The following is a 25,334-nucleotide window of genomic DNA, read 5'->3' as shown; positions in this document are numbered from 1 at the left end:
CGATCGCCTGCGTATAGTGCCGGCCTCGACGCGATGCGGCGTTCCGGCGAACAGCCACCCCATGCAACGCCGCGCATTACATCGCGAACGCCGAGCGGGCGTAGCTCAGGGGTAGAGCACAACCTTGCCAAGGTTGGGGTCGTGGGTTCGAATCCCATCGCCCGCTCCAGATTTCTCTCAAAATCTCAGTGTCTGCCGGCCGTGATCAGCGGTTGATCAACAGATTTGCGGCCTAGCGCCGGTCCGGGGGCCAAAGTCGGGCTGTATGCACCAGCGCCAGAATCAGCACGGTGTCGCCGTCTACCTCATAGACCAGACGATGGCTTGCATGGGGATCAGCTCGCGTGTGCCGGCGATCGATCCCGGCATGCCCAGCATGGGGTGGTCGGCCGGCCGTCCGGCGGCGGTGGTGAACGCGTCGTCCATGCGAATGGCCGCCAAAGGATCCTCTGCGAGGATATGGCGGAAGATCGCTGCGCGATCAGCCTCCGCCGCCGCTGCCCAACGGACTTTCAAGCGCGGTCATTGATCCTTATTCAGGGCCGCAGCCCTCAATGCCGCGAAATCAGCCTCGACATCCTCCTGGGCGCGATGCCGGCCAGCAGCTATGTCGGCTCGTCCGGCTTCGACCTTGCCGCGCAGAAAGTCGTCGTACTCGTGGGCTTGGCGCCGCTCCTCGATGTAGCGGCGCATCAATTCCCGCACCACCTGCGATGCCGGCCGGTCTTCGCTCGCGGCTGCCGTCATGAAGGCGGCGCGAAGTTCAGGCTCCAGCTTCATGGTGAAGACGGCTTCCTTTGTCATGGCATCGCCCCATACTGAGAATGTACTGACAAAGTCTAGGCCTCGTGCGGCCGGCGGACAATGGGCGCCGCCCCCCGCCCATCACCACCAGCCGTATTCCTGGCCGGCGTCGAGGCCGATGCGCAGCAGGATGGCGAGGGACACCACGACGAGCAGGATCAGGCGCAGGCGCGACATGAAGCGCAGGCGCTGCCGGGCTCTCGGGTCGTTTTGCTCCTGGGGCTTTCGAAGGGGCTGTGCCATGGGGTTTCCTCGAATTGTCGGTTGGCCCGGCGCCTAGAGCGCGAGGCGGAAGCAGGTGATTTCCGCGACTTCCTCGAAGCCGGCGTCGAGATGCAGGCGCCGGCCGGTGCGGTTGTCGGCATAGGCGTCGCTGGCGAGTTCCCGGTGGCCGGCGGCGCGGGCCCATTCGGCCCCGGCGTCCACCAGGCGGCGGGCGGCGCCCCGGCGCCGCATCGGCGCCTCGACGAAGATTCCCTCGACATAGGCGACGGGCGAGGTGACGCAGCCCTCGGCATGGGCGCGTTCGGCGATTTCGATGAAACCGCCGAGTCGGCCGGGCGCCACTTCCAGCACGAGGACGACGGCGCCCGCCACCGGCGCGGCGAGATAGGCGTCGATCTCGCCCGCATGGTCGCCGTCGTCGGGCCACAGCAGGCCGCGCAGGCGCAGCCATTCGTCCCGGTCCGCCGGTCCGACCGGCCTGATGTCCTCACCCGTCGATGGTCCGCGCATCACCCGCCGGCACCGCCGCCTCCCTGAACGTCCGTCACAGACCGCGAGGGTGGAACGGCGGCGCCCGGGGTGCAAGGGCCCGCGTGCGCGGCCTCCCGGCGGCGGGGGCGCCCGCCGTTCAGCGCGCGACCACCCGGCGGTAGAGATGCCAGGTGGCGTGGCCGAGCACCGGCAACACCACGATCAGGCCGGCGAACAGGGGAATCGTGCCGAGCAGCAGCAGCCCGGCCACCATGGCGCCCCAGGCCGCCATGGGCACGGGATTGGCCGCGACCGCCCGGATCGAGGTCAGCACCGCGACGTCGACGCGCACATGGCGGTCCACCATCATCGGAAAGGATACGACCGAGATCGTCAGCACCAGAAGGGCGAAGAGGAAGCCGACAAGGATGCCGACGGCGGTCATCGTCAGGCCCGCCGAGGTGTTGAAGACGTCCTCGAGGAAGGTCGAAAGCGATTCGGGTGCCGCCGGCCCGAGGGTGGCGTCATAGATCCCGAGCGCCGCGAACTGCCACGCGAAGAAGACGAGGACGAGCAGGGCGCCGAGCAGCACGATGCCGGCGATCGAGGGCGAGCGCAGCACGCCGAAGGCCTTGCGCCAGTCGACCGGCAGGCCCTGTTCCCGCCGCCGGCTCATCTCGTAGAGGCCGACGCCGGCCAGCGGCCCGATCAGGGCGAAGCCGGAGGCGAGGGGAAACACCATGGGCAGAAGGTCGCCCGACATGGCGGCCCGCCCGAGCACCAGCCCGATGACCGGATAGATCAGGCACAGAAAGACGACGTCGCTGCGGCACGCCGCGAAATCGCGAAAGCCCCGGCGCAGCGCCTCCCCCAGATCCGACAGGGCGATCCGGCGGATCGTCGGCTGGGCGGTGGCGTATCGATCCTCGTCGCGATAGATGTCGTGGCCGGCGGCGCCGATGCCGTGGGCCACGCCCGACAGGAAATCGGCACCCCATTCCACGGGGTTGCGAATGGTCATGATCGTTCCTCCCGATGGTTCGGGGGCACGGCAACGATGTCGCGGGCCGGTCCGTGTTCCCCGCCGGACCATCGGGCGGGGACGAAAACCCGGGCCGGTCGCCACGATCAAGCCGCGACCCGCGGCCCCGAGTCTACGCCTGCGATGCGTCGAAGTCGCAGAAAAACCGCAAGCGCGAGGCAGGCTTGATCTGCCGCAATGAGCGTGCGACGGCGCCCGTCCCATACTGTGGAGAGAGAGTCCCGGGTGATCGGGTGAGCTGATCGCCAGATCGGAACTTCCTGCTCGGGAGGGACTTGAATAATTCTAATCTGACTGCCAATTTATCTCCGCAGTCAGGCGGTTAGGTGAGTTCACCCCGCGGCATCCGGGCCCGTGTTGCGTGTGTCACGTCCGTGCTTCGTATGCTTTGCGTCAACCCGAGAAGGAAAGACAGATGTCTCTCATCAACACTGAAGTGAAGCCGTTCAAGGCCCAGGCCTACCACGCCGGCAAGTTTGTCGAAGTGACCGAGGAAGACCTGAAGGGCAAGTGGTCGGTCTTCGTCTTCTATCCGGCCGACTTCACCTTCGTCTGCCCGACCGAGCTGGGCGACCTGGCCGACAATTACGAGGAATTCAAGAAGCTGGGCGTCGAGATCTATTCCGTCTCGACCGACACCCACTTCACCCACAAGGCCTGGCACGACACCTCGGAGACGATCGCCAAGATCGAGTATCCGATGCTGGCCGACCCGACCCTCGCCATCTCGCGCGCCTTCGAGGTGCTGATCGAGGAAGAGGGCCTCGCCTATCGCGGCACCTTCGTGATCAATCCGGAAGGCCAGATCAAGATCATCGAAGTGCACGACAACGGCATCGGCCGCGACGCCAAGGAACTGCTGCGCAAGGTCAAGGCGGCCCAGTATGTCGCCGCGCACCCGGGCGAAGTCTGCCCCGCGAAGTGGACCCCGGGCGAAGAGACCCTGAAGCCCTCGCTCGCGCTCGTCGGCAAGATCTGATCGGGCGATCCCTTCGGCGCCCGGGGAATCCGCCCCGGGTGCCACCCCCGCAGGGCGCCGTCGCGCCGCCAGCCCGCAGGGCGCCGTCGCGCCCGTGTCGAATGAAAGTGTACCGTCATGTTGGACGCCAATCTCAAGGCCCAGTTGAAGGGCTATATGGAACGGGCCACGTCGCCGATCGAGATCGTGGCCTCCCTTGACGACAGCGACACCGCGCGCCAGATGCGCGCGCTCCTCGAGGACATCCTGGACGTTTCGTCCCTGGTCAGCCTTCGCGAGGACAACGATGCCGACGTGCGCAAGCCGTCCTTCAGCCTGAACCGGCCGAACGGCACGGTGGGCATCCGTTTCTCCGGCCTGCCCATGGGCCATGAATTCACCTCCCTCGTTCTCGCGCTGCTGCAGACCGGCGGCTATCCGCCCAAGGTGGACGCCGACGTGATCGAGCAGATCAAGGCGCTGGAGGGCGACTACAGCTTCCGCACCTATATCTCGCTGTCGTGCCAGAACTGCCCCGACGTGGTGCAGGCGCTGAACATGATGGCGGTGCTGAACCCGCGCATCCGCCACGAGATGATCGACGGCTCCCTGTTCCGCGAGGAGGTCGAGCGCCTGCAGATCATGGCCGTGCCCACCGTGTTCCTGAACGGCGAGGTCTTCGGCCAGGGCCGCATGGAAGTGGCCGAGATCCTGGCCAAGCTCGACACCGGCGCCGAGAAGCGGGCGGCCGAGAAGATCAACGCCAAGGACGCCTTCGACGTCCTCGTCGTCGGCGGCGGCCCGGCCGGCGCCGCGGCGGCGATCTATGCCGCGCGCAAGGGCATCCGCACCGGCGTGGTGGCCGAGCGCTTCGGCGGTCAGGTGCTCGACACCATGGGCATCGAGAACTTCATCTCGGTCCAGGAGACCGAGGGACCGCGCCTCGCCGCAGAGCTCGAGGAACACGTGAAGTCCTATGACGTGGACATCATGAACCTTCAGCGTGCCAAGGCCCTGGTGCCCGGCGACCTGGTCGAGGTCGAGCTGGAATCGGGCGCCAGGCTCCGTTCCAGATCCGTGATCTTGGCGACCGGCGCGCGCTGGCGCGAGATGGGCGTGCCGGGCGAGAAGGAATATCGCACCAAGGGCGTCGCCTATTGCCCGCATTGTGACGGCCCCCTGTTCAAGGGCAAGCGGGTCGCCGTGATCGGCGGCGGCAATTCCGGCATCGAGGCGGCGATCGACCTCGCCGGCATCGTCGCCCATGTCACCGTGTTCGAGTTCATGGACGTGCTGCGCGCCGACGCCGTCCTCGTGCGCAAGCTGAAGAGCCTGCCCAACGTCACCATCGTCATGGAAGCCCAGACCACGGAAGTGCTGGGCGACGGCAACAAGGTGACGGGCCTTGCCTACAAGGACCGCAAGACCGGCGAGGCTCACACGCTGGAGCTGGAGGGCATCTTCGTCCAGATCGGCCTGGTGCCCAACACCGAATGGCTGAAGGGCGGCCCGGTGGAACTGTCGCCGCGCGGCGAGATCGTGGTCGATGCCCGGGGCCAGACCTCGGTGCCCGGGGTCTTCGCCGCCGGCGACGTGACCACCGTGCCCTACAAGCAGATCGTCATCGCCATGGGCGAGGGCGCCAAGGCGTCGCTGGGCGCCTTCGACCACCTGATCCGCGCCTCGGCCCCGGCCGCTCAGGCGGAAGCGGCGGAGTAAGGGCGCGAGTCCCCCGGCGCCTCCCTCCCCCCAATCCGGGAGGCGCCAGAAGGCCGCCGGGCGACCGGCGGCCTTTTCTCGTCCGCGCGCCGCCGAACGGAGACCATGGGATGGTCCCGATCTCACCATTTCGTCAATCGGCGGCCGCGCGGGCGCTCATATCGGCAATTGACAGGGCCGGGACCAGGTCCTGAACTCGACCGGTCCGGGGCGGCAAGGACAATCATCCGCCGGCATCCAAGGGAGGATCGGAAATGAGTGCGTATAAGGGCGGTTGCCTCTGCGGCAAGGTGCGCTACGAGATGACGGGCGAACCGGTGGCGACGGTCGTGTGCCATTGCACCCATTGCCAGAAATCGACGGGCACCTCGTTTTCCCTCGCCGTCCTAGTGCCGGCAGACGGCGTCACGGTCGAGGGAACGCTGAAGGCCTTTCACGACAGGGGCGAGAGCGGGCACGAGATCCTGCGCGAATTCTGCCCCGAATGCGGTTCGCCGGTCATCACGCTGGCCGCGTCCCTGCCGGGCATGACCATCATCAAGGCCGGCACCTTCGACGACACGAGCTGGCTTTCGCCGAGCATCGAGATCTATTGCGAGAGCGCCGAAAGCTGGCTGCCCCGCTTCCCCGGTCTCGCGGCCGTGCCCCGCGCCCTGCCGGGCTGAGCCGGGGCGCCGGCCGCCCCGGCCGCGGGGTCAATGCGCGCGCATGTTGGAAATGACCAGCTCCAGCCCGTCGTCGGCCTTGCGCAGTTGCTTGCGCGACAGCGCGGGCATCGGAATGCTGCGATTGATGCAATAGAAGACGAGCGCGGCCGCCAGGGTCTCGCCCTTCAGGACGAAGCGCGCCGGCACCGTCTCGCCTTCGGCCAGGATCTGGAAGGTGGCCTCGATGTCCGGCGGCGCGCTGAACGACATGGAGACGATCTTGCCCTTGGGGATCGGCATCTTTCGGCGCAGATGGAAATCGGCGACCGCGGCGACGATTTCATGCGGCGAGAAGAAGAGGCTTCGCGTTTCCCTGGGCATGTCCCGTTTCTCGGCTTTGGCCGGCGACCGGCGACGAACCATATTCGCGTGTCGATCTCGTGAAGGCAATTGGCGATCGGGGGAACCGCCGCGCCCGGATACCCCGCGTCCGGGCGCCGGGCGCCGGACGGCCCCGCGATCCGGCCATGCAGATTCCACATTGAGCCGCGACGGATGAATCTTTAAAGAAGGTCGCAAGCTAGGCGGCGGGCCGAAGCGACGTTGCCCGCCCCACACCCGGAGTGCGCACTCGATGTTCTCGAAGATGCTCGGCGTTCTGTCCGCCGACATGGCTATCGACCTTGGTACCGCCAATACGCTCGTTCACGTGAAGGGCCGTGGCATCGTCCTCAACGAACCGTCCGTCGTCGCGATGGTCAGCAACCGCGGCAAGAAGCAGGTCCTCGCCGTCGGTGACGAGGCGAAGATGATGCTGGGGCGCACCCCCGGCAACATCGAGGCGATCCGACCGCTGCGCGACGGCGTCATCGCCGACTTCGAGGTGGCGGAGGAAATGATCAAGCATTTCATCCGCAAGGTTCACAACCGCCGCTCCTTCGCCTCGCCCCAGATCGTGGTCTGCGTGCCCTCCGGCTCCACCGCCGTCGAGCGCCGCGCCATTCAGGAATCGGCCGAATCGGCGGGTGCCCGGAAGGTCTATCTGATCGAGGAACCGATGGCGGCGGCGATCGGCGCCAATCTGCCGGTGACCGAGCCGACCGGCTCCATGGTCGTCGACATCGGCGGCGGCACCACCGAGGTGGCCGTGCTGTCGCTCGGCGGCATCGTCTATTCGCGCTCGGTCCGCGTCGGCGGCGACAAGATGGACGAGGCGATCATCGCCTATATCCGCCGCAACCATAATCTCCTGGTGGGCGAAGCCAGCGCCGAGCGCATCAAGAAGGAGATCGGTTCCGCCTGCCCGCCGGAGGACGGCCACGGCATGACGCTGGAGATCAAGGGCCGCGACCTGATGAACGGCGTGCCCAAGGAACTGATCATCAGCCAGCGCCAGATCGCCGAAAGCCTGGCCGAGCCGGTCTCGGCCATCGTCGAGGCGGTGAAGGTCGCGCTGGAGCATACGGCGCCCGAACTCGCCTCCGACATCGTCGACAAGGGCATCGTGCTGACGGGCGGCGGCGCGCTGCTCGGCAACCTCGATCTCGTGCTGCGCCATGCGACCGGCCTGCCGGTCTCCATCGCCGACGATCCGCTGACCTGCGTCGCCAAGGGCACCGGTCGCGCGCTCGAGGACATGAAGAGCTTGCGCCATGTACTGACGCAGGCTTACTAATTTGAAATCATCCACAGGCATTCGGGGATAGATTCGCATCCCCCAGGGGTTTGGTCTTGCGCCAGCCGCAACCACGACTCAACAGCTTCTCCGCACCTTTCAAGGTGCTGATGCAGCGGTTTGCCTTCGCGGCGCTGCTGATGCTGTCGGTCGGCCTGATCATTCTCGGCAAGCTCGATTCGGTGCTGATCGAACGCGGCCGCGCCGTCGTCGTCGATCTGATGGCGCCCGTGCTGGACGCCGTGGCGCAGCCCATCGGCAGCATCAAGAAGGGCGTCGCCGCCGTCGATTCCTGGTTCAACCTCTATGCCGAGAACCAGGCCCTGCATGAAGAGAACGAGAGACTGCGCGCCTGGGCGTCGACGGCGCGGCGCCTCGCGGTCGAGAACGCGGCCTATCGCGATCTGCTCCATGTCCGCAGCGAGCCACGGGCCCGCTTCGTCACCACCCGCATCGTCGCCGAAAGCGGCGGGCCCTTCGCCCGCTCGGTGGTGGTCGATGCCGGCGCCGACAATGGCGTCCGCGCGGGCCAGATCGGCCTGTCGGGCAGTGGCGTGGTCGGAAGGGTGCTGGCGACCGGACGGCGTTCGGCCCGACTGCTGCTGCTGACCGATCTCAACAGCCGGGTGCCGGTGGCGCTTGAAGGCGTCGGCGCGCGCGGCGTCCTCGAGGGCGACAATTCCAGCCTGCCGCGGCTGTCCTATCTGCCGGGCGTGGTGCGGGTCCACCCGGGCGACCGGGTGGTGACCTCGGGCATCGGCGGCATGTTCCCGCCGGGCCTGCCCATCGGCGCGGTCGAGGCGGTGACCAACGGCGTCGTCAGGGTACGGCCCTGGGTGCGCTTCGAGACCCTGGATTTCGTCAAGATCGTCGATTACGACGCCGAGCCGGACCCGGTGCCGGATCCGCAGCCGCCGATCGGCCCGCCGCTGCCGGCCCTGAACACGCCGGCCCTGAATACGTCGTCGGGCGCGGTTTCGGGCACCAGTGGCGCCGCGCCGGCCGCGAACGGCGATGCAGGGGCCCAGGACGGCGCCGGCGCCCAGCCGCCGGCGCCCGCCGCCAAACCCGCGCCGGCCGCGCAATAGGGGGCGCCATGACGGAATCCTGGCCCCGTCGCCTCCTCGCCAATCTGGTGCTGCTGGTGCCGCCGCTGGTGGGCCTGCTGTGCGTCCTGGTCGGCGTCGCGCCGTCGGGCATCAGCGCGATCGACGCCGCCGGGCCGGCGCTGACCCTGATGCTGGTCTATTTCTGGACCATCTTTCAACCCGCCCTGCTGCCGCCGCCGGCGGTCTTCATCATCGGCCTCCTGCAGGATACGCTGTCCGGCGCGCCGATCGGCCTCGGCACGCTGATCCTGCTGGGGGTCCAGCAATTCGTCGCGCACGAGCGCCGGGTCTTCACCGCGCGCACCTTCACCATCGCCTGGCTCGGCTTCGGCATGGTTGCGGTGCTGGCGACGGCGGCGGGCTGGCTGCTCGGTTCGATCCATGCCGGCCTCCTGCTGGAGGTGCGGCCCTTCCTCGGCCAGGTGCTGCTGTCGGTCACCCTCTATCCGGTGGTGAGCTGGCTGTTCGGCCAGATCGTGCGCGGTCTGAAGTCGCTGGAGGCGTTCCGATGAGCAACGAGAAGAACGAGAACCTCCGCGCCAAGCTGTTCACCCGCCGGGCCCTCCTGCTGGCGGGCGGCCAGCTCGGCCTGCTCGGCGTGCTGGCCGGGCGCATGTATCAGCTCCAGGTCCTCGAGGGCGAGCGCTATCAGACCCTGGCGGAGGACAACCGCATCAACCTGCGCCTGATCGCGCCGTCGCGCGGGCGCATCCTGGACCGTTTCGGCAACGAACTGGCGACCGGGCGGCAGAATTTCCGCGTCGTGCTGATCCAGGAGCAGTCGGACGACGTCGACGCCACCCTGACCGGGCTCAATGCCATCGTCCCGATCTCCGAGCACCAATTGCGCCGCATCCGGCGCGAGATGGGGCGCGTGCGCGCCTTCATGCCGATCACCGTGCTCGAGAACCTGACGTGGGAGGAATTCGCGGCCATCAACGTCCACAGCCCGGAACTGCCGGGCATCCAGCCGGACGTCGGCGAGACCCGCTACTACCCTTACGGCGCCGAACTGGCCCATGTCATCGGCTATGTCGCGTCGGTCTCGGAACGCGACCTCGCCAAGGCCGACGATCCGGTGCTGCAGCTGCCCGGCTTCAAGATCGGCAAGAACGGGGTGGAGCGGACCTTCGATACCGAATTGCGCGGCAAGGCCGGCACCTCGCAGATGGAGGTGAACGCGCTGGGCCGCATGATCCGCGAACTGTCGCGCGACGAGGGCCAGCCGGGGGCGGACGTCGTCCTCGCCCTCGATCTCGAACTGCAGCGCTATGCCCACCAGCGCATGGGCGAGGAGAGCGGCGCCGCCGTCGTCATGGACGTCCATTCGGGCGAGATCCTGACCCTGGTGTCGACGCCGGGCTTCGATCCGACGCCGTTCAACCTCGGCCTCTCCAAGGCCGAATGGAACGCCCTGCAGAACAGCGAGCGCAGCCCCCTGATCAACAAGCCGATCGCCGGACAATATCCGCCCGGTTCCACCTTCAAGATGGTGGTCGGCCTCGCCGCTCTCGACGCCGGCGTGATCCAGCCGGGTTACACGGTCTTCTGTCCCGGCCACATGAAGCTCGGCACTCATACGTTCTACTGCTGGAAGCGCGGCGGCCACGGCTGGATGGACGTACAGTCTGCGCTGGAACAATCCTGCGACTGCTTCTTCTACGACGTGGCGCGCAAGCTCGGCATCGAGCGGCTGTCGGTCTTCGCCCGCAAGTTCGGCCTCGGCGAGAAGCTGGGCATCGAGCTGCCGAACGAGAAGCCGGGCCTGATCCCCGACAAGGACTGGAAGCAGCGCGCCCTGAAGAAACCCTGGCTGCAGGGCGAGACGGTGATCGCCGGCATCGGCCAGGGCTATGTCCTGGCGACGCCGCTGCAGCTCGCGACCATGACCGCGCGCCTCGTCAACGGCGGCCGCGCGGTCGAGCCGCGTCTCGCCAAGCTGCCGGCCGGCAGGGCCGAGGCCGCCCCCCTGATCGACGTCGACAAGCAATGGCTGGATCTCGTGGGCAGGGGCATGAACCGGGTCATGAACGCGCCCTCGGGCACGGCCTTTCGCTCGCGCATCACGGAACCCGGCATGCAGATCGGGGGCAAGACCGGCACCAGCCAGGTGGTGCGCATCAGCCGCGCCGAGCGGCTGTCCGGCGTGCGCCGCCGCCAGGAGGACCGGCCGTGGCGCGAGCGTCACCATGCGCTCTTCGTCGGCTACGGCCCCGTGGAGAACCCACGCTATGCCTGCGCCGTGATCATCGAGCACGGCGGCGGCGGTTCCTCCGCCGCGGCGCCCGTCGCCTCCGACATCCTGCGCGAGGCGATGCGCCTCGATCCCCTGGCGCGTACCGCCGAGGCCGCGCCGCCCGCCGCCGGCGGGGCGCGGAAGCCGGGCTAGGAATCGGGCCGGGCCGGAAATTTTTTTGAAATCAACCCTCGACAAGGTGGCGGATGCTTGGTACAAGCCCGGCCTCGCGTCGGTGAGGCGCGGGGGCCGTTAGCTCAGTTGGTAGAGCGGGTGACTCTTAATCACTAGGTCAAAGGTTCGAATCCTTTACGGCCCACCAGTTTACGTAGCCCCGCAAGTCCTTGAATTCCGGGAGGTTTCTTGGACTTGCGGGGCTTTCCCTCGTCTGGGCCCCGCCGCTTTTTCCATCAGCACCCGTAAGGTCTCACGACCCGCCCGCCGCCGTCCGCGGCGGGCCGGCCGGCGCGGTCAGCTCGCCTCGCCGATCTGGGTCTGCAGGTAGTTGTGGATGCCGACCTTCTCGACCAGTTCGATCTGGGTCTCGAGAAAGTCGATGTGCTCCTCGGTATCGTCCAGGATCTCGCGCAGGATCTCGCGCGAGACGAAATCGCGCGCTTCCTCGCAGATCAGGATGCCGCGCACCAGCACCTCGTGACCCCGGCGCTCGACGCCGAGATCGGCGGCCAGCCCCTCCGGCACGGTCTCGCCGATGGCGAGCTTGTGCAGGTCCTGCAGGTTGGGCAGGCCTTCGAGCAGCAGCACACGCTTGATCAGCTTGTCGGCGTGATTCATCTCCTCGATCGATTCGTCGTACTCGTGCTTGGCGAGCCGCTCGAAACCCCAGTTCTCGTAGATCCTGGCGTGCAGGAAGTACTGATTGATCGCCGTCAGTTCATTGGTCAGGACTTCGTTCATGACCTTGATGACGTTGCGGTCGCCTTTCATCCGATTCACTCCGTTCCGGCCCCGAAGGGCATGCAGGCACGATCGTGCGTGCACTCAATCGTGCGTATATGCAGTTGTGCAGGCACGACAAAGTGCCGCTTTGCGCCGATCATGGCACAAGCGGAAACAGAAGCACATACCGGCACCGGTGGGTTTCCGGCCGCCGGAGACGTCAATCAGCTTTTCGTATCACTCCGCGGCCATGAGGAAATGTTCATGGACCGGCGTGGATACGGCGGGTTTCTTCCCGCAGGCAGGCTGGGAGCCGCAGGCGTCCCGATGGCGGCAGGCGTTGATCCTGGTGCGGACCTCGCCCACGCAACGGCCGCAGAGCGGGCGGCATTCGTGCTCGCGGAAGACTTCCGCCGCACTGCGCGCCCCGTCGGCGATCGCCTGATCGACCATGCGTTCGTTCAAGCCGTTGCAGTTGCAGACATACATGCCGCGATCGCCTGTTTCTTCCATCCCACCGTCGCGCATGCAGTTGCGATGCGCTTGCACTTGCATATAGCGCGGCTTCGGCGCATTGTCGAGAAATATGCGATTGGTTCTCAATTGCGAGTGATCGGGCCGGCTTCCGAACAGCCGGCCCCGAGCGAAGGAGCCCGGGATGTTTCTCTGGCAGTCGACATCGACCCTCGGTTCCCTGGCCGCCCTGCTGCGCCAGTTCGACCGCCTGGTGGACGGTGCGCCGGCCAAGGGGCCCGGCCCGGCGGGCGAGCGCGATGCGCGGGCGCCGGGCGCGGGTCCGGCCGATCGCCAGGGCCATCGCCGCGCCACCACCTGACCGGGCGCGCGTGCCGACGGCCGGTTCGACGCGGCCGAAAGCGGGTCTTCGTCAAATAGGCTTTCCGCTTCGGCGCCGGCTTCCCCTATCTTGCGGGGCATGATCGACAGATTCGCCGCCGCAGATCGCCGATGATCTCGCAGAAGGCCAAATACGCGTTCAAGGCGCTCATCGTCCTGGCCCAGCGCCCGGGCGAAACCGTGCCGATCGAGGAAATCGCCGAACGGGCGGGCATCCCCCGCAAATTCCTCGAGCACATCCTCCTCGACCTGAAGGCGCGCGACATCATCGCCAGCCGGCGGGGCCGCGCCGGCGGCTATGCCATGCTGAAGCCGCCGGCCGAAATCACCGTCGGCGCCGTGCTGCGCGCCGTCGACGGGCCGATCGCCCCCGTGCCTTGCCTGTCGATCAACAGCTACCGGCCCTGCGACGATTGCCCGGACGAGGGCAGCTGCGCCGTCCGGCGCCTGTTCTCCGACGTCTATCATTCGATGCTGGCGAGCATGGAGGTGCGCTCCCTCGCCGACATCCTGCAGATGCCGGCCGAAACCCCCTAGTTCCGGCGCCGCATCGCCCAGCCCACGATCAGGGCGGCGACCGCCATCTCGATCCACGCCAGCGGCAGGGCGACGGCCATCACGGCACCGGTGGCCAGGCCCATGTTGAACAGGCCGAGCCACAGAATGACGAAGGCCGTGGCCCAGACGAGGGTGCCGGCGATCAGGGCGTTGCGCAGGCTCGGCCCGAAGCGGTCCAGCACCAGCCAGCAGATCACGCAGGCCGCGACGACGAGCACCGTGTCCCAGGCGCCCCAGACCAGGAACACCGGCAGATTCATGGGGGCGACGCCGTCCACCATGGGGAAGGCGTCGCGCATCATCGGCATGACGAAGACGAAATAGCGGAAGATTTCGGAGGCGTTGATCCAGAGCAGATTGAGGATCAGGGCCAGGCGGAACCCTCGCCAGGCCGTCGCGCTGGCCGGCGGCATGATGTCCTGGACGGTCATGACAGCATCCTTTCGAGTGCGGCGATGAAATCCGCGGCCGCCTGACGAAGCCCGCCGGCCGTGTCCGCGACGCGGGAGAGGGACCAGAGGCCCGTGGCGAAGACCAGCGCCGTTTCGGCGAGGCGGGCGATCATGCGGTCGTCCGGCGCCGGCCCGGCGCCCGCGCGCAGGGCATTGGCGAAGCCCCGGCGCAGGCGGTCGTTGTGCTGCGCGACCTTCTCGCGCACGCCCGCGTCATGGGGGGCGACCTCGGTCGCGGCATTGGCGACGAAACAGCCGGGGCCGGGCAGGCCCAGCGCCTCCGCGGCGCCGATCTGATGCTCGAAATAGGCGGAAATCTCCGCGAGGCCGGCGCCGGGCCGCTCCACGGCGGCGAAGGCGGGCGTGACCACGAGATCCTGATAGCGATCGAAGCAGGCGAGGAACAGCGCCCGCTTGCCGCCGAAGTCGCCATAGATGCCATGGCGGCTGACTCCGGTGGCCCGTACCAGATCGTCCATCGAGGTCGCGCCGAAACCGGCGTTCCAGAACACGGCCAGGGCGTCGTCCGCCAGGGAATGGGGGGTATGGGATTTTGTGCGCGGCATGGCGTGATTGAAACAGAACGATTGTTCTGAAACAAGGGATTTGGTGACGCCGCCGCAATTCCTCGAATCTCCCGATTGACAAAGGCGATAAAACAAGTCGTGATTAATTTCCGATACGGCAGACGCCGACGACGGAGGACGACATGATCGCGAACGGCATTTCGAGGCGGCGTTTCGGTGGTTTCGTGCTTGGGGCGGCAACCCTGCTCGCCGTGCCCGGCGCCCGGGCGGCGGCCGGCCCGACCGTAATCCAGAATGTTTCATACGATCCGACACGGGAATTCTACCGCGCCTACAACGCGCTCTTCGCCGAACGCCATGCCGCCGGGGGCGGGGCGGCCCTGGACATCCGCATGTCACACGGCGGCTCGGGCAAGCAGGCGCGCTCGGTGATCGACGGGCTGGAGGCGGATGTGGTCACGCTGGCGCTCGCCAGCGACATCGACGCCATCGCCGACCATGGCCTGATCGCCGAGGACTGGCAGTCCCGCCTGCCGGACAACAGCGCGCCCTATACGTCGACCATCGTCTTCCTGGTGCGGAAGGGTAATCCCAAGGGTATCGCCTCATGGGACGATCTGACGCGCGACGGCGTCGAGGTGGTCACCCCCAACCCGAAGACCTCGGGCGGGGCGCGGTGGAACTATCTGGCGGCCTGGGCCCATGTCGTCGCCGGCGGCGGCGGCGCGGCCGACGCCCGCGCCTTCCTGGCGCGCCTGTTCGGCAATGTGCCGGTGCTCGACACCGGGGCGCGCGGCGCGACCACGACCTTCGTCCAGCGCGGCATCGGCGACGTGCTGCTGGCCTGGGAGAACGAGGCCTTTCTCGCCCTGAAGGAACTGGGGCCGGGCGATTTCGAGATCGTCGTGCCCGCCCTCTCCATCCTGGCGGAGCCGCCGGTCGCCGTCGTCGACAAGGTGGTGGAGGCGCGCGGCACGCGGGCGCTGGCGGAAGCCTATCTGCGCGGCCTCTACACGCCCGAGGCCCAGGCTCTCGCGGCCGAGAACTATTACCGACCGCGCCTGCCCGAGGTCGCGGCGCGTTACGCCGACGCCTTTCCGGACGTGAAGCGCGTGACCATCGACGATCCGATGTTCGGCGGCTGGCGCAAGACCCAGGCCGAGCATTTCGGCGAAGGCGGCGTGTTCGACCAGATCTATCGGCCGCGCTGACGGCGAAGGAGGGGGCTGATCATGCTCATGGCGATCGGCGGGCGGCGGCATCCGCGCGTCATACCGGGTTTCGGCGTCACCATCGGCTTCACGCTGGCCTATCTGGGGCTGATCGTGCTCGTCCCCCTCGGCGCGCTGGTCGCCAAGGCGGCGGAACTCGGCCCGGGCGGGATCTGGGCGGTGGCGACGGACGCGCGGGTCTTCGCGGCCCTTCGCCTGTCCTTCGGGGCGTCGCTCGCGGCGGCGGCGATCAACGCCGTCTTCGGCCTGCTGCTGGCCTGGGTTCTCGTCCGCTACCGCTTTCCCGGGCGGCGCCTGGTCGATGCCCTGATCGACCTGCCCTTCGCCCTGCCCACGGCGGTCGCCGGCATCACCCTGGCGACGCTCTATGCCGGGAACGGCTGGGTCGGCGGGCTGTTCGCGGGCGACGGCTGGCTGGGCGCCCTGTTCGGGCCGGACGGGCTGAAGATCGCCTATACGCCGCTCGGCGTCGTCGTGGCGCTGGTCTTCGTCGGCCTGCCCTTCGTCGTCCGCACGGTGCAGCCGGTGCTGGCGGATTTCGATGCCGAGAGCGAGGAGGCGGCGGCCAGTCTCGGCGCCTCGCGCTTCGCAACCTTCCGCCGCGTCGTGCTGCCGGCGATCCTGCCCGCCTTGACCACGGGTTTCGCCATGGCGCTGGCCCGTGCCGTCGGCGAATACGGCTCGGTCATCTTCATCGCGGGCAATATCCCGATGGTGTCGGAGATCGCCCCCCTGCTGATCGTCACCCGGCTGGAGGAATACAACTACGCCGGCGCCTCGGCCGTCGCCACGGTGATGCTGGCGGTGGCCTTCGTCCTCCTCTTCGCGATCAACCTCCTGCAGCGCCTCGACCGCGCCCAGGCGTCCTGACCATGGCCCAACGATCGAATGCCGCGACGACCGAAGGCGCCGCCACCCGCTTCGGCCTCTCGGCCGCCGCCTTCGTCTATCTGGCGGCGGTCCTGCTGCTGCCCCTTGCCGCCGTCTTCCACGAGGCGACGCGAAAGGGCCTGGGCGCCTTCTTCGAGGCGATCGGCGACGCCGACACAATGGCCGCCGTCCGTCTGACGGTGACCGTGGCGCTGATCGCCGTGCCGCTGAACCTCGTCTTCGGGCTGGCCGCGGCCTGGGCCGTGACCAAGCACGAGTTTCCGGGCAAGAGCCTGCTGATCACCCTGATCGACCTGCCGTTCTCGGTCTCGCCCGTGATCTCGGGCCTGGTCTATGTCCTGCTGTTCGGGGCGCAGGGCCTGCTCGGCCCCTGGCTCGCGGCCCACGGCGTGAAGATCCTCTTCGCCGTGCCCGGCATCGTGCTGGCGACGATCTTCGTCACCCTGCCCTTCATCGCCCGCGAGCTGATCCCCCTGATGCGCGCCCAGGGCACGGCCGAGGAAGAAGCGGCGCTGTCCCTCGGCGCATCGGGCTGGCAGACCTTCCGCCACGTCACCTTGCCCAACGTGCGCTGGGGCCTGCTTTACGGCGTCCTGCTGTGCAATGCCCGGGCGATGGGCGAATTCGGCGCGGTCTCGGTGGTCTCGGGCCACATCAGAGGTCTCACCAACACCATGCCGCTGCATGTCGAGATCCTCTACAACGAATATAATTTCGCCGCCGCCTTCGCCGTCGCCTCGCTGCTCGCGCTGCTCGCCCTCGTCACCCTGGCGGTGAAGAGCCTCCTCGAATGGCACCACGGCGACGAACTCGCGGGCGCCCGCCACTGACCCCTCCCCAGACTCCACGGACCGGTCCATCCCATGAGCATCGAAATCGATTCCGTCCGAAAGCGCTTCGGCGACTTCGAGGCGCTGCGCGCCGTCAACCTCTCGGTGGAACGGGGTGAGTTTCTCGCCCTGCTCGGCCCGTCCGGCTCGGGCAAGACCAGCCTGCTGCGTATCATCGCCGGTCTCGACTTCGCCGACGCCGGCCGCATCTGTATCGACGGTGCCGACGTCTCGGCACTCTCGGTGCGCGAGCGGAACATCGGCTTCGTGTTCCAGCACTACGCCCTGTTCCGCCACATGACGGTGGCGCGCAACATCGCCTTCGGCCTCGACGTCCGGCCGCGGGCGCGGCGGCCCGAGCGCGCGGCGATCGCGGCCCGGGTGGAGCATCTGCTCGGCCTGATGCAGCTCGACGGTCTCGGCACGCGCTATCCGGCCCAGCTCTCGGGCGGCCAGCGCCAGCGCGTCGCCCTTGCCCGGGCGCTCGCGATCGAGCCCCATGTACTCCTCCTCGACGAGCCTTTCGGCGCCCTCGACACCAAGGTGCGCAAGGAATTGCGGCGCTGGCTGCGGCGCCTGCACGACGACATGGGCCTGACCACGATCTTCGTCACCCACGACCAGGAAGAGGCGATGGAGATGGCCGACCGGGTGGTGGTGATGAACAAGGGCGCGATCGAACAGGTCGGCACGGCGCAGGACGTCTACGATCACCCGTCGACCCCCTTCGTCCACGATTTCCTCGGCAACGCCAACCGCCTGCCGGCACGGGTGGCGGGCGGCCGGGCGACGGTCGCGGGCCTCGATCTGCCGGCGCCAGGCGTGCCGGACGGTCCCGCCGTCGCCTTCGTCCGGCCCCATGAATTCGACCTGGCGGCGCCGTCGCTGTCGGCCCGGGGGATCGAGGGCACGGTCGCCCATGTCTTCGCCAACGGCCCGATCCTGCGGGTCGAGGTCGACGTGCCGGGCCTGCCGCTCGCCCTCGAGGTCGAGGCGATGCGCGGTACGACCATGGTCGCGGTGCCGGAGCGCGGCGCGCGGGTTGCGCTCCATCCCCGAAATATAAGACTCTTTGCCGATCGCTGAGGGGCGGCGCGCATTCCTCGGCCGTGTTCACGGAGATCGGCTGTGATTCCCTATGTACCGTTTTCCCAGGGGCCCTATCGCATGCAGATGGGGCTGGCCGGCCTCGACCTTCGGGACTGGATCCAGATCGACGCCGACTATGGCGCGGAGATCGCGGAGAAATTCCGCCTGATCGCCCATGATCACGACGCGGTCTTCCGCGCCCTGCCGGGCAGCGAGGCGATGGGGGCCGAGGTGTTGGCGCTGCTGGTCGACCATCTGCCCCGCCGTTTTCCCGAACGCTTCGCGATCGAGGGCGACGACGAGGTTCTGGTGGAACGGGAGACGGGGCGCCGCCACGATCTCCGCGATGCCGCCCTCCACCCGCTCGACCGCGCCGGGCGTCTGGTACAGGAGGATCTCTGCGTCATGGCGCCCTCGGGGGAGGGGGAGGCCTATCGCCTCGTCGCCGCCTCGGTCTCCTTTCCGGCGCGCTGGGCGCTCGCCGACAAGATCGGCCGGCCCCTGGCGGCGATCCACGGCCCGGTTCCCAACTATGACGCCAGACTGGGCGGGGCGATGGACCGCTTCTTCGCCGTGCTGCGCACCGACCGGCCGGTCTGGCGGACGAACTGGTCGATGCACGACGATCCCGCGCTGTTCCAGACCGCGCCCCACGGCGACCGCGCGGTGACGCCGCCGATCGGCGTCGCGGACGCGGGCACGCGGCTCTATCTGCGCTCCGAACGCCAGACGCTCCGCCGGCTGCCGGTGACCGGCGCCGTGCTCTTCACCATTCGCACCTATCAATGCCCGCTGGCGACGATCGCGGCGGATCCGGAAGCGGCGTCGCTGCTGGCCGGGCAATTGGCGACGATGCCGGCCGAGACCGTGGCCTACAAGGGCCTGACCCGGCATCGCGACGCCGTCCTCGCCTACCTGAAGACCGCCGCTGCGGCCTGATCCTGTTGTCGAAGGGCAACAGAAAAGCGGACAGGGGACCGAGTCTCACACGGTGCGACGGCTGTCACTTGCAATGTTCGGGTGATGTTCCAGAATGGCCCGACTCGCGACCTGGCCTTGCCGATCGGAATTGTTTCTCATGCGAACCGCTGGATTTCGGATAGCCGCCACCTACGGCTTCGGCGCCGCCCTGGCCGCCGTCGTCGCGGCCGGTCCCGTGCTGGTCACGGACGTCCGGGCCGAGGACGGCCCGCTGATCCTCGAAGTGCCCCATGCCGAGGCGAATGCGCCGGCGCCGGCCGGTCCGCCCACGGTGGCGACCGCCCTGCCGCCGCCCCCGCCCGCCCTGCCGGCGACCGCCGCCGTGCCCGAGGAATCGGACGAGCCGCTGACCACCGGCATCGACGAGGAACCGGCGGTGGCGCCGCCCCCGGCAACGCCCGTCTTCGTCGCGCCGGTTCCGGTCACCGGTCCCCTGGACCTGCCGGCCGTGCTCGGCTTCGATCCTTCCCATGCCGCCCTGGCCGGGATCGACCGTCCCGCGCTTCAGCGCTTCTATGCCCAGACCGGCGGCGCGCGTCTCTGGACCGGCGACGGGCGGCTCGCCGCGCTGGTGCCGGCGGTGACCGGCCTGATCGCCGATGCCGGCGCCGAGGGCCTGGACCCCGCGCGCTATCCCCTCGGCCTGATTGCGGCCCTCTTCGCCGGACAGGCCGACGGCACCGCCGAGGTGCTGCTCTCCGACACGCTCATCCGCTATGTCGCGGACCGCAACGGCGCCGGCCTCGCCACCGTGCGCCTGCCGGTCGACATGCGCGAACTGGGGGCGCCGGTCGATGCCGCCAGTCTCGCGGCGCGCGCGCTGGCGACGCCCGACCCGGTCGCGGCCCTGGCGGCCACCGGGCCGCAGGATCCCGGCTATCTGGCGCTGAAATCCCTGCTGGCCGAATACCGCGATCTGGCGGCGGCCGGCGGATGGCCCGTGGTCGCGGCGGAGGGCGCCAAGATTTCGCCGGGCGACTATGATTCCCGCCTGATCGCGATCCGTGCCCGCCTCATGCTGGCCGACGGCGCGGGGGTGACCGCGGGCCGCGCCGATCATTACGATCCGGCCCTGATCGCGGCCGTGAAGCACTTCCAGCTGCGCCACGGCCTGAAGGACGACGGCGTGATCGGCCGCCAGACGCTGGCCCATCTCTCCGCCACGGTCGAGGACAGGATCGCGCAGATCCTGGTCAACATGGAACGGCGCCGCCAATTGCTGCCGGATCTCGGGCCGAACCGGATCATCGTGAACATTCCGGAATTCATGCTGCGCTACTACGAGGACGGCGTCCTCGCCATGGTGACGCCGGTCGTGGTCGGCCGCACCAAGCGCAAGACCCCCCTGCTCGAGAGCCGGGTGACCAACATCGTCCTCAACCCGCCCTGGCGCGTGCCCGCGCGCAACGCCGGCGAGGACATCGTGCGCAAGCAGATCAACGATCCGACCTATCTGCAGAGCCACGGCTATACGGTCTATTTCGGCGACGAGCCCGTGGATCCAACCACCATCGACTGGACCCAGGTGCCGCGCAGCCGCTCGATCCCCTATCGCCTGAAGCAGGCGCCGGGCAACGGCAATTCGCTCGGCCGGATCAAGATCAACTTCAAGAACGACTACGCCGTCTACCTGCACGACACGCCGGACAAGCATCTGTTCCGGCGCGACATGCGCGCCCTCAGCTCGGGCTGTGTCCGGGTGCAGGATCCCTTCGCCCTGGGCGCGCGCCTGCTGCGCGACGTGCCGCGCTGGGACCGGGAGCGGATCGACGCCTTCATCGCCCGCTCGACCGAGACGGTCTATGTCACCGTCGTTCACGACATCGGCGTGCGTCTGACCTATGTCACCGCCTGGGTCGACGAACAGGGCCAGCCGCAGTTCCGCGAGGATCTCTACGGCATCGACGGCCGCATCGCCCGGGGCCTGAACCGCCCCGTGCGCCTCGCCGACGCGCTCTGATCCGAAAACCGCCCCGTCACCTCGCCGGCATTTCGCCCCACCGGCAGTTTGCCGCATCCCCGGATGCGGCGGGCTGGTGCAATATCCATCCACGCGCCGCCACCCCCTGAACGGGTGTGGCGAAAAAGTCCCAGTTGGGGAGAAAATTTTAAGATTTCTCACCGGACAATGGGATGTATCGGTCTTGCAACACTAAAGACTGTGGGTAATCTCTAGCCGTCGCTCGGCAGGGGGCGGTGATTCGCAAGCAAGCATCAAGAACAAACAAGCATCGAAAGAGACAAGGCACCGCGCGAGGTGCCGATAGGGGCAGAGGCCGTAAACCCACGGCGGGGAACGGCCGTAACAAAGGGTGCGAAAGATGGCGTTGGAGCGACTGATTCGCCGGGTGACCGCAGATTCGAACCAGCAGCAGTCCGTGGGGCTTGCTGCCAGCAACGCTCCCTCCAGTGCCGTATCGCCCGATCCCGTGCCCACGACGCGCCGCCGCCTTCTCGGTGTCGGTCTCGGTCTCGCCGCCGCGACGGTCGCGGGCGGCCTGCTGAAGCCCGCCGACGCCCTGGCCGCCATCGGTGGGCCGCGCAAGCTCTCCCTCAAGAATCTGAACACGGGCGAAAGCTTCACCAGCGTCTATTGGCGCGACGGTCAATACGTCGGCGACGCGCTGCAGAAGCTGAACATCCTGTTGCGCGACCATCGCGCCAACGAGGTGCATCGCATCGATCCGCAGCTCTTCGACCTGCTGACCCTGCTCAGCCATCGCCTCGAGACCGGCGGCGCGCCGGTGCAGATCGTCTCCGCCTATCGGGCGCCGCGCACCAATGCGAAGCGCGCCTCCGAAAGCCGGGGCGTGGCGCGCAATTCCTTCCACATCCAGGGCATGGCCCTCGACATCCGCATGCCGGAGCGCAACCTGCGCGGCCTCTACAAGACCGCCGTCGCGATGGGCGAGGGGGGCGTCGGCTATTACCGCCGCTCCAACTTCGTCCATGTCGACACCGGCCCGGTGCGCACCTGGGGCGGCTGAGCGCCCCCTCTCAGACCGTCAGGGCCCAGGCCGGCGGCGCCCGGCCCAGGACGTAGTCCACCGCCCCCATGAACACCGGCGGCGGCGCCCGGACGTGGCTGCCCGGGACTTCGTCGTAGATATGGGCGATGCCTTCCGACGTCAGCAGGCGGCGGGCGGCCGCCATGCCGCCGGCCCGCGCGTTGGACTCGTCGGACCCGCGCAGCAGGGCGAAGCGATAGCCCCGGAACGACAAGATGCTGAGGCTGTGGCCGGCGCGAAAGCCGCAGCGGCTGCCCATGACCACGGCACCGCAATAGGCTTCGGGCGAGCGCAGGGACAGCGCCCAGGCGAGATCGCCGCCCAGCGAGAAGCCCGACAGCGCGACGCGCGCCGGATCGACGCCGAAACGCGCGCCGTGGCGGTCGAGGCCCGCGCGCACCCGCTCGTCCCATTCGCGCACGGTGGCGGCGAAGCGCTCCCCGCTGCTGTAGTCGGCGCGGCTGCTGCTGCCGGGCGGCAGGATGGCGACGAAATCGCCGGCGGCGGCGTGGCTTTCGGCGTAATAGCGATAGAGGCCGGACGCCGTGCCGTCGGTCGCCGGCAGGAAGACGACGGCCGGCAGCGCCGTGCCAGCGCCCGCCCCCGGCGGCGCCACGACGCGGGTGCCGTCCGAAAGCAGGATGCCGAAGTCACCGCGTCGCGGTGCGGCCACCCTGGGCGCCGTCCCGGCACAGGCCCCGGCGAGAAGGCCGAAGCCCCCCGCAAGGAGTGCCCGTCGGCTCACCGTCATCTCGTTCCCTCCGCAGAAGATCCGCACGAAGAACGGCCGAATGCGCAGCCAACGGTCCGATTCTGAACCTTCAGGCGCTGATTCGCAGCAAAATCAGGGCGCGGTCAGCACGGCATCGCAGGCGGCGGGCAGCACGGGGGCGCTGGGCGGCTTCGGTTTCGGCGCGTTCGGATCGCGCGGCGGCGGGGGGCGGAACCATTGCGCGAGATCGTCGCCGCAGCCGTCGCCGGCCGGGATCGGAGCCTGTTCCCTGCACGACGGACTGTCGGCCGGGCACAGCAGGCGGACGTGGAAATGCTCGTCATGGCCGAGCCACGGCCGGACCTTGTGCAGCCAGCCGCGCTCGGCGGCGGGCAGGCGGTCGCAGAGATATTTCTTCAGATGGAAATTGACGAAGATCCGGGCGACGGCGGGATCGCCGGCCGCGCTGCGCAGCATGGCGATCTGCGCCGGGCCGAAGCGCTCCGTCGCCACCGTCCTGCCGTCGCCCGCCAGCATCGAGGGCGGCGCGCGCAGGCTCTCGCGTGCGTCCGCGCTCATGGGCCCGGTGGTGAAGAGGATGTCGACGTCGATGCCGATCTGGTGGCTGCGGTGGCCGAAGGCCATGGGCCCGCCGCGCGGCTGCGACATGTCGCCGATCAGCAGGGGGCCGAAGCCGGCCGCCGCCTGGCGCCCACCCAGCCGTTTCAGGTAGGCGACGAGATCGCCGTGGCCCCAGAAGCGGTTGCGCCAGCGCCGCAGCACCTGAAAGCCTTCCCCCTCCGCCGGCAGGGCGGCCGCGCCCGCGATACAGCCGGCGGCGGCCCCGCCGATCGCCCGCGCGGGTCCCGAAGACGGCGCCTCGACATGGGCCCAGGGCGTGTCGTAGCGCGTCTGCGCCCCCGTGATCGACGGCAGGCAGACAGCGAGGAGAATCGCGGCGAGACGAAGAGGGGCCATCGCCGAATCCTAGCGCGCGGGGGCATCGACGTCGATGCGCCATCGCGCACCGCAGCCCTGACCGGCGTCGGCCCCTCTTGATGCCGGCGCGCGGCGACGACACACTCGGCGGCATCACGCCGTGGCGCGATTGCCGAGGCCTGGAGAGCGGAATGTTTCGGTCCCTGACTGCCGTCACCCCCGTCCTGATGGGGATCACCTGTGTCTCTTCCGGCATCGGCCTGATCGCCACCATGGTCGGTATCCGCCTGGGGCTGGAAGAGGTGCCGGCGCATCTGACCTCCCTGGTCATGGCCGGCTATCCCCTGGGTTTCCTGCTCGGCTGTCTGTTCGGGCGCCAGACGATTTCGGCGGTCGGGCCCGTGCGCGCCTTTGCCGCCTTCGGCGGGCTCGCCACCGCCTCCGCCCTGGGGCTGGCGCTGGTGGACGATGCCTATGCCTGGTCGGTCTTCCGCCTCGGCACCGGCTTCTGCGCCGCCGGCCTCTATACGGTGGCCGAAAGCTGGCTGAACGCGCGGGCGACCACGACGACGCGGGGCGCCGTGCTCGCCGCCTATATGATCACCGACAAGCTGGCCTATTCGGGCGGTCAGGCCCTGATCGCGTCCGGCGATCCGGCGGCGCCCACGCTCTTCGTCGCCGGCGGCCTGCTGCTCTCGCTCTGCCTCGTGCCGATCGCCCTGACCCGGGTCCAGGCGCCGGTGGTGGCGGGGCCCATCCGCTACGGCCTCGGGCGCCTGGTCCGGGTCTCGCCCGTCGCCGTCGTCGCGACCGTCGCCTGCGGCATCGGCAATACCTCGCTCGCCCTGGCGGGCCCCACCTTCGCCGCCGCGATCGGCCTCGATGCCGGGCAGATCGCCGTCTTCATGGCGTTGGTCTTCGTCGGCGGCCTGACCCTGCAATGGCCGATCGGCTGGGCCTCCGACCGCTTCGACCGGCGCAGCGTGCTCCTCGGCGCCCTGCTCGCCACCGTCGTGGCGGCGGTCGTCATGGCGGCCGTCGGCACCTCGGCGCCGGCCCTCAACATCCTCGGTTTCGTCTTCGGCGGGGCGGTCTTCGTCATCTATCCGCTGGCGGTCGGCCACGCCAATGATTTCGCGGACCAGGACGAGGTGGTGGGCGTTTCGGCCGGTCTTCTCCTGTGCTGGGCGCTCGGCTCCGTCGCCGGGCCGCCCGCCGCCAGCTACCTGATGGCCTGGTTCGGCCCGTCCGCCCTGTTCTTCTTCATCGGCGGCATCTATGGCCTGGCGGCGCTGTTCACGGTCTATCGCATGCGCGTGCGCGCAGCCCCGCCGACCGAGGCGCAGGGGCCCTTCGTCGCCATGCCGACGACGCCGGCTGTCGCCGAACTCAACCCGCGCTCCACGCCCGACGCGGACGAGGCGGTCTGAAATTCGCGCATTGATCGGCGGGCCCGAGGGCGCTACCCCTAGGA

28 protein-coding genes, 2 tRNA genes and 1 pseudogene are annotated in these 25,334 nt (G+C 68.7%); 19 read left to right on the top strand and 12 right to left on the bottom strand.

Annotated features, from left to right (window positions below; genetic code table 11):
* Positions 1-94: 94 nt before the first annotated feature.
* Positions 95-169: transfer RNA gene (locus L2U69_RS17720), tRNA-Gly, on the top strand.
* 63 nt (positions 170-232) lie between these two features.
* On the opposite strand, the pseudogene L2U69_RS19310 reads toward L2U69_RS17720, so the two are convergent.
* From L2U69_RS19310 to L2U69_RS17700, 5 genes and pseudogenes are all read right to left on the bottom strand, one after another.
* Positions 233-516 (bottom strand): annotated as a pseudogene (locus tag L2U69_RS19310) (type II toxin-antitoxin system RelE/ParE family toxin).
* Positions 517-522: 6 nt separating this feature from the next.
* The gene (locus tag L2U69_RS17715) at positions 523-804 is read right to left on the bottom strand and encodes a CopG family ribbon-helix-helix protein (RefSeq protein ID WP_236108466.1); all 282 of its coding nucleotides are present in this window, start codon (positions 802-804) and stop codon (positions 523-525) included.
* Between the two features lie 81 nt (positions 805-885).
* Positions 886-1,047 (bottom strand): hypothetical protein, encoded by a 162-nt coding sequence (locus L2U69_RS17710; RefSeq protein ID WP_236108465.1) that lies wholly within the window; start codon positions 1,045-1,047, stop codon positions 886-888.
* Between the two features lie 33 nt (positions 1,048-1,080).
* A complete protein-coding gene (locus L2U69_RS17705) occupies positions 1,081-1,539 on the bottom strand; it encodes a GNAT family N-acetyltransferase (protein WP_236108464.1) in 459 nt (152 codons plus the stop codon).
* A 118-nt stretch (positions 1,540-1,657) separates the two neighbouring features.
* Positions 1,658-2,521, bottom strand: a complete 864-nt coding sequence (locus L2U69_RS17700; RefSeq protein WP_236108463.1) for a DUF2189 domain-containing protein — start codon at positions 2,519-2,521, stop codon at positions 1,658-1,660.
* 436 nt (positions 2,522-2,957) lie between these two features.
* On the opposite strand from L2U69_RS17700, the gene ahpC reads away from it, so the two are divergent.
* The 3 genes from ahpC to L2U69_RS17685 all read left to right on the top strand — a co-directional run bounded on the left by ahpC (position 2,958) and on the right by L2U69_RS17685 (position 5,884).
* Positions 2,958-3,521 (top strand): alkyl hydroperoxide reductase subunit C, encoded by a 564-nt coding sequence (gene ahpC / locus L2U69_RS17695; RefSeq protein ID WP_236108462.1) that lies wholly within the window; start codon positions 2,958-2,960, stop codon positions 3,519-3,521.
* Positions 3,522-3,638: 117 nt separating this feature from the next.
* A complete protein-coding gene (gene ahpF, locus L2U69_RS17690) occupies positions 3,639-5,219 on the top strand; it encodes an alkyl hydroperoxide reductase subunit F (protein WP_236108461.1) in 1,581 nt (526 codons plus the stop codon).
* Between the two features lie 254 nt (positions 5,220-5,473).
* On the top strand, positions 5,474-5,884 hold the full coding sequence (locus tag L2U69_RS17685) for a GFA family protein (RefSeq protein WP_236108460.1): 411 nt from the start codon (positions 5,474-5,476) through the stop codon (positions 5,882-5,884).
* A gap of 30 nt (positions 5,885-5,914) precedes the next feature.
* On the opposite strand, the gene L2U69_RS17680 is transcribed toward L2U69_RS17685, so the two are convergent.
* Positions 5,915-6,247: a hypothetical protein gene (locus L2U69_RS17680; protein ID WP_236108459.1), complete on the bottom strand. Its 333-nt coding sequence runs from the start codon at positions 6,245-6,247 to the stop codon at positions 5,915-5,917.
* A 253-nt stretch (positions 6,248-6,500) separates the two neighbouring features.
* Between L2U69_RS17680 and L2U69_RS17675 the strand changes: the two genes are divergently transcribed.
* The 5 genes from L2U69_RS17675 (at position 6,501) to L2U69_RS17655 (ending at position 11,208) form a co-directional block, all read left to right on the top strand.
* Positions 6,501-7,541 carry a rod shape-determining protein gene (locus L2U69_RS17675; RefSeq protein ID WP_236108458.1) on the top strand — a complete coding sequence of 347 codons (1,041 nt, stop codon included), beginning with the start codon at positions 6,501-6,503 and terminating at the stop codon, positions 7,539-7,541.
* 110 nt (positions 7,542-7,651) lie between these two features.
* Positions 7,652-8,629, top strand: coding sequence for a rod shape-determining protein MreC (gene mreC / locus L2U69_RS17670; protein WP_236108457.1), 978 nt, complete (start codon positions 7,652-7,654; stop codon positions 8,627-8,629).
* Positions 8,630-8,637: 8 nt separating this feature from the next.
* On the top strand, positions 8,638-9,162 hold the full coding sequence (gene mreD / locus L2U69_RS17665) for a rod shape-determining protein MreD (protein ID WP_236108456.1): 525 nt from the start codon (positions 8,638-8,640) through the stop codon (positions 9,160-9,162).
* Positions 9,159-11,039 carry a penicillin-binding protein 2 gene (gene mrdA / locus L2U69_RS17660; RefSeq protein WP_236108455.1) on the top strand — a complete coding sequence of 627 codons (1,881 nt, stop codon included), beginning with the start codon at positions 9,159-9,161 and terminating at the stop codon, positions 11,037-11,039. The genes mreD and mrdA overlap by 4 nt, the downstream gene beginning before the upstream one ends.
* Positions 11,040-11,132: 93 nt before the next feature.
* Positions 11,133-11,208 (top strand) — tRNA-Lys (locus L2U69_RS17655).
* A gap of 149 nt (positions 11,209-11,357) precedes the next feature.
* Here the strand turns inward: L2U69_RS17655 and bfr are convergent.
* Positions 11,358-11,834 carry a bacterioferritin gene (bfr, locus tag L2U69_RS17650; protein ID WP_236108454.1) on the bottom strand — a complete coding sequence of 159 codons (477 nt, stop codon included), beginning with the start codon at positions 11,832-11,834 and terminating at the stop codon, positions 11,358-11,360.
* 189 nt (positions 11,835-12,023) lie between these two features.
* Entirely contained in the window at positions 12,024-12,299 is a 276-nt protein-coding gene (locus L2U69_RS17645) for a (2Fe-2S)-binding protein (protein WP_236108453.1), read from the bottom strand.
* A gap of 145 nt (positions 12,300-12,444) precedes the next feature.
* On the opposite strand from L2U69_RS17645, the gene L2U69_RS17640 reads away from it, so the two are divergent.
* Both L2U69_RS17640 and L2U69_RS17635 read left to right on the top strand, forming a co-directional pair.
* Positions 12,445-12,621 (top strand): hypothetical protein, encoded by a 177-nt coding sequence (locus tag L2U69_RS17640; protein ID WP_236108452.1) that lies wholly within the window; start codon positions 12,445-12,447, stop codon positions 12,619-12,621.
* A gap of 131 nt (positions 12,622-12,752) precedes the next feature.
* Complete coding sequence (locus L2U69_RS17635; RefSeq protein ID WP_236108451.1) at positions 12,753-13,178, top strand: RrF2 family transcriptional regulator; 426 nt, start codon at positions 12,753-12,755, stop codon at positions 13,176-13,178.
* Here the strand turns inward: L2U69_RS17635 and L2U69_RS17630 are convergent.
* Both L2U69_RS17630 and L2U69_RS17625 read right to left on the bottom strand, forming a co-directional pair.
* Positions 13,175-13,630: a hypothetical protein gene (locus L2U69_RS17630; protein WP_236108450.1), complete on the bottom strand. Its 456-nt coding sequence runs from the start codon at positions 13,628-13,630 to the stop codon at positions 13,175-13,177. The two genes, L2U69_RS17635 and L2U69_RS17630, sit on opposite strands and share 4 nt — an antisense overlap.
* Positions 13,627-14,217 carry a TetR/AcrR family transcriptional regulator gene (locus L2U69_RS17625; protein ID WP_236108449.1) on the bottom strand — a complete coding sequence of 197 codons (591 nt, stop codon included), beginning with the start codon at positions 14,215-14,217 and terminating at the stop codon, positions 13,627-13,629. The genes L2U69_RS17630 and L2U69_RS17625 overlap by 4 nt, the downstream gene beginning before the upstream one ends.
* A gap of 143 nt (positions 14,218-14,360) precedes the next feature.
* On the opposite strand from L2U69_RS17625, the gene L2U69_RS17620 reads away from it, so the two are divergent.
* The 7 genes from L2U69_RS17620 (at position 14,361) to L2U69_RS17590 (ending at position 22,188) form a co-directional block, all read left to right on the top strand.
* Positions 14,361-15,389 carry a sulfate ABC transporter substrate-binding protein gene (locus L2U69_RS17620; RefSeq protein ID WP_236108448.1) on the top strand — a complete coding sequence of 343 codons (1,029 nt, stop codon included), beginning with the start codon at positions 14,361-14,363 and terminating at the stop codon, positions 15,387-15,389.
* A 21-nt stretch (positions 15,390-15,410) separates the two neighbouring features.
* Positions 15,411-16,280: a sulfate ABC transporter permease subunit CysT gene (gene cysT / locus L2U69_RS17615; protein WP_236108447.1), complete on the top strand. Its 870-nt coding sequence runs from the start codon at positions 15,411-15,413 to the stop codon at positions 16,278-16,280.
* Between the two features lie 2 nt (positions 16,281-16,282).
* Positions 16,283-17,131 (top strand): sulfate ABC transporter permease subunit CysW, encoded by an 849-nt coding sequence (cysW, locus tag L2U69_RS17610; protein ID WP_236108446.1) that lies wholly within the window; start codon positions 16,283-16,285, stop codon positions 17,129-17,131.
* Between the two features lie 33 nt (positions 17,132-17,164).
* Positions 17,165-18,217 (top strand): sulfate/molybdate ABC transporter ATP-binding protein, encoded by a 1,053-nt coding sequence (locus tag L2U69_RS17605; protein ID WP_236108445.1) that lies wholly within the window; start codon positions 17,165-17,167, stop codon positions 18,215-18,217.
* A gap of 42 nt (positions 18,218-18,259) precedes the next feature.
* A complete protein-coding gene (locus tag L2U69_RS17600) occupies positions 18,260-19,159 on the top strand; it encodes a heme-dependent oxidative N-demethylase family protein (RefSeq protein WP_236108444.1) in 900 nt (299 codons plus the stop codon).
* Positions 19,160-19,298: 139 nt separating this feature from the next.
* Positions 19,299-21,161 carry a L,D-transpeptidase family protein gene (locus L2U69_RS17595; protein WP_236108443.1) on the top strand — a complete coding sequence of 621 codons (1,863 nt, stop codon included), beginning with the start codon at positions 19,299-19,301 and terminating at the stop codon, positions 21,159-21,161.
* Positions 21,162-21,522: 361 nt separating this feature from the next.
* Positions 21,523-22,188 (top strand): DUF882 domain-containing protein, encoded by a 666-nt coding sequence (locus L2U69_RS17590; protein WP_236108442.1) that lies wholly within the window; start codon positions 21,523-21,525, stop codon positions 22,186-22,188.
* Between the two features lie 10 nt (positions 22,189-22,198).
* On the opposite strand, the gene L2U69_RS17585 is transcribed toward L2U69_RS17590, so the two are convergent.
* Complete coding sequence (locus L2U69_RS17585; RefSeq protein WP_236108441.1) at positions 22,199-22,960, bottom strand: hypothetical protein; 762 nt, start codon at positions 22,958-22,960, stop codon at positions 22,199-22,201.
* A gap of 93 nt (positions 22,961-23,053) precedes the next feature.
* Positions 23,054-23,899, bottom strand: a complete 846-nt coding sequence (gene mepA, locus L2U69_RS17580; protein WP_236108440.1) for a penicillin-insensitive murein endopeptidase — start codon at positions 23,897-23,899, stop codon at positions 23,054-23,056.
* Positions 23,900-24,051: 152 nt separating this feature from the next.
* On the opposite strand from mepA, the gene L2U69_RS17575 reads away from it, so the two are divergent.
* Complete coding sequence (locus tag L2U69_RS17575) at positions 24,052-25,290, top strand: MFS transporter (protein ID WP_236108439.1); 1,239 nt, start codon at positions 24,052-24,054, stop codon at positions 25,288-25,290.
* Positions 25,291-25,334: the final 44 nt, after the last annotated feature.

Origin of the sequence: Zavarzinia marina (genome assembly GCF_021568905.1) — a bacterium.
GTDB classification, from domain to species: Bacteria; Pseudomonadota; Alphaproteobacteria; order Zavarziniales; family Zavarziniaceae; genus Zavarzinia; species Zavarzinia marina.
The sequence above is the reverse complement of the archived record's forward strand: the minus strand, read 5'-3'. Positions and strand labels throughout refer to the sequence as shown.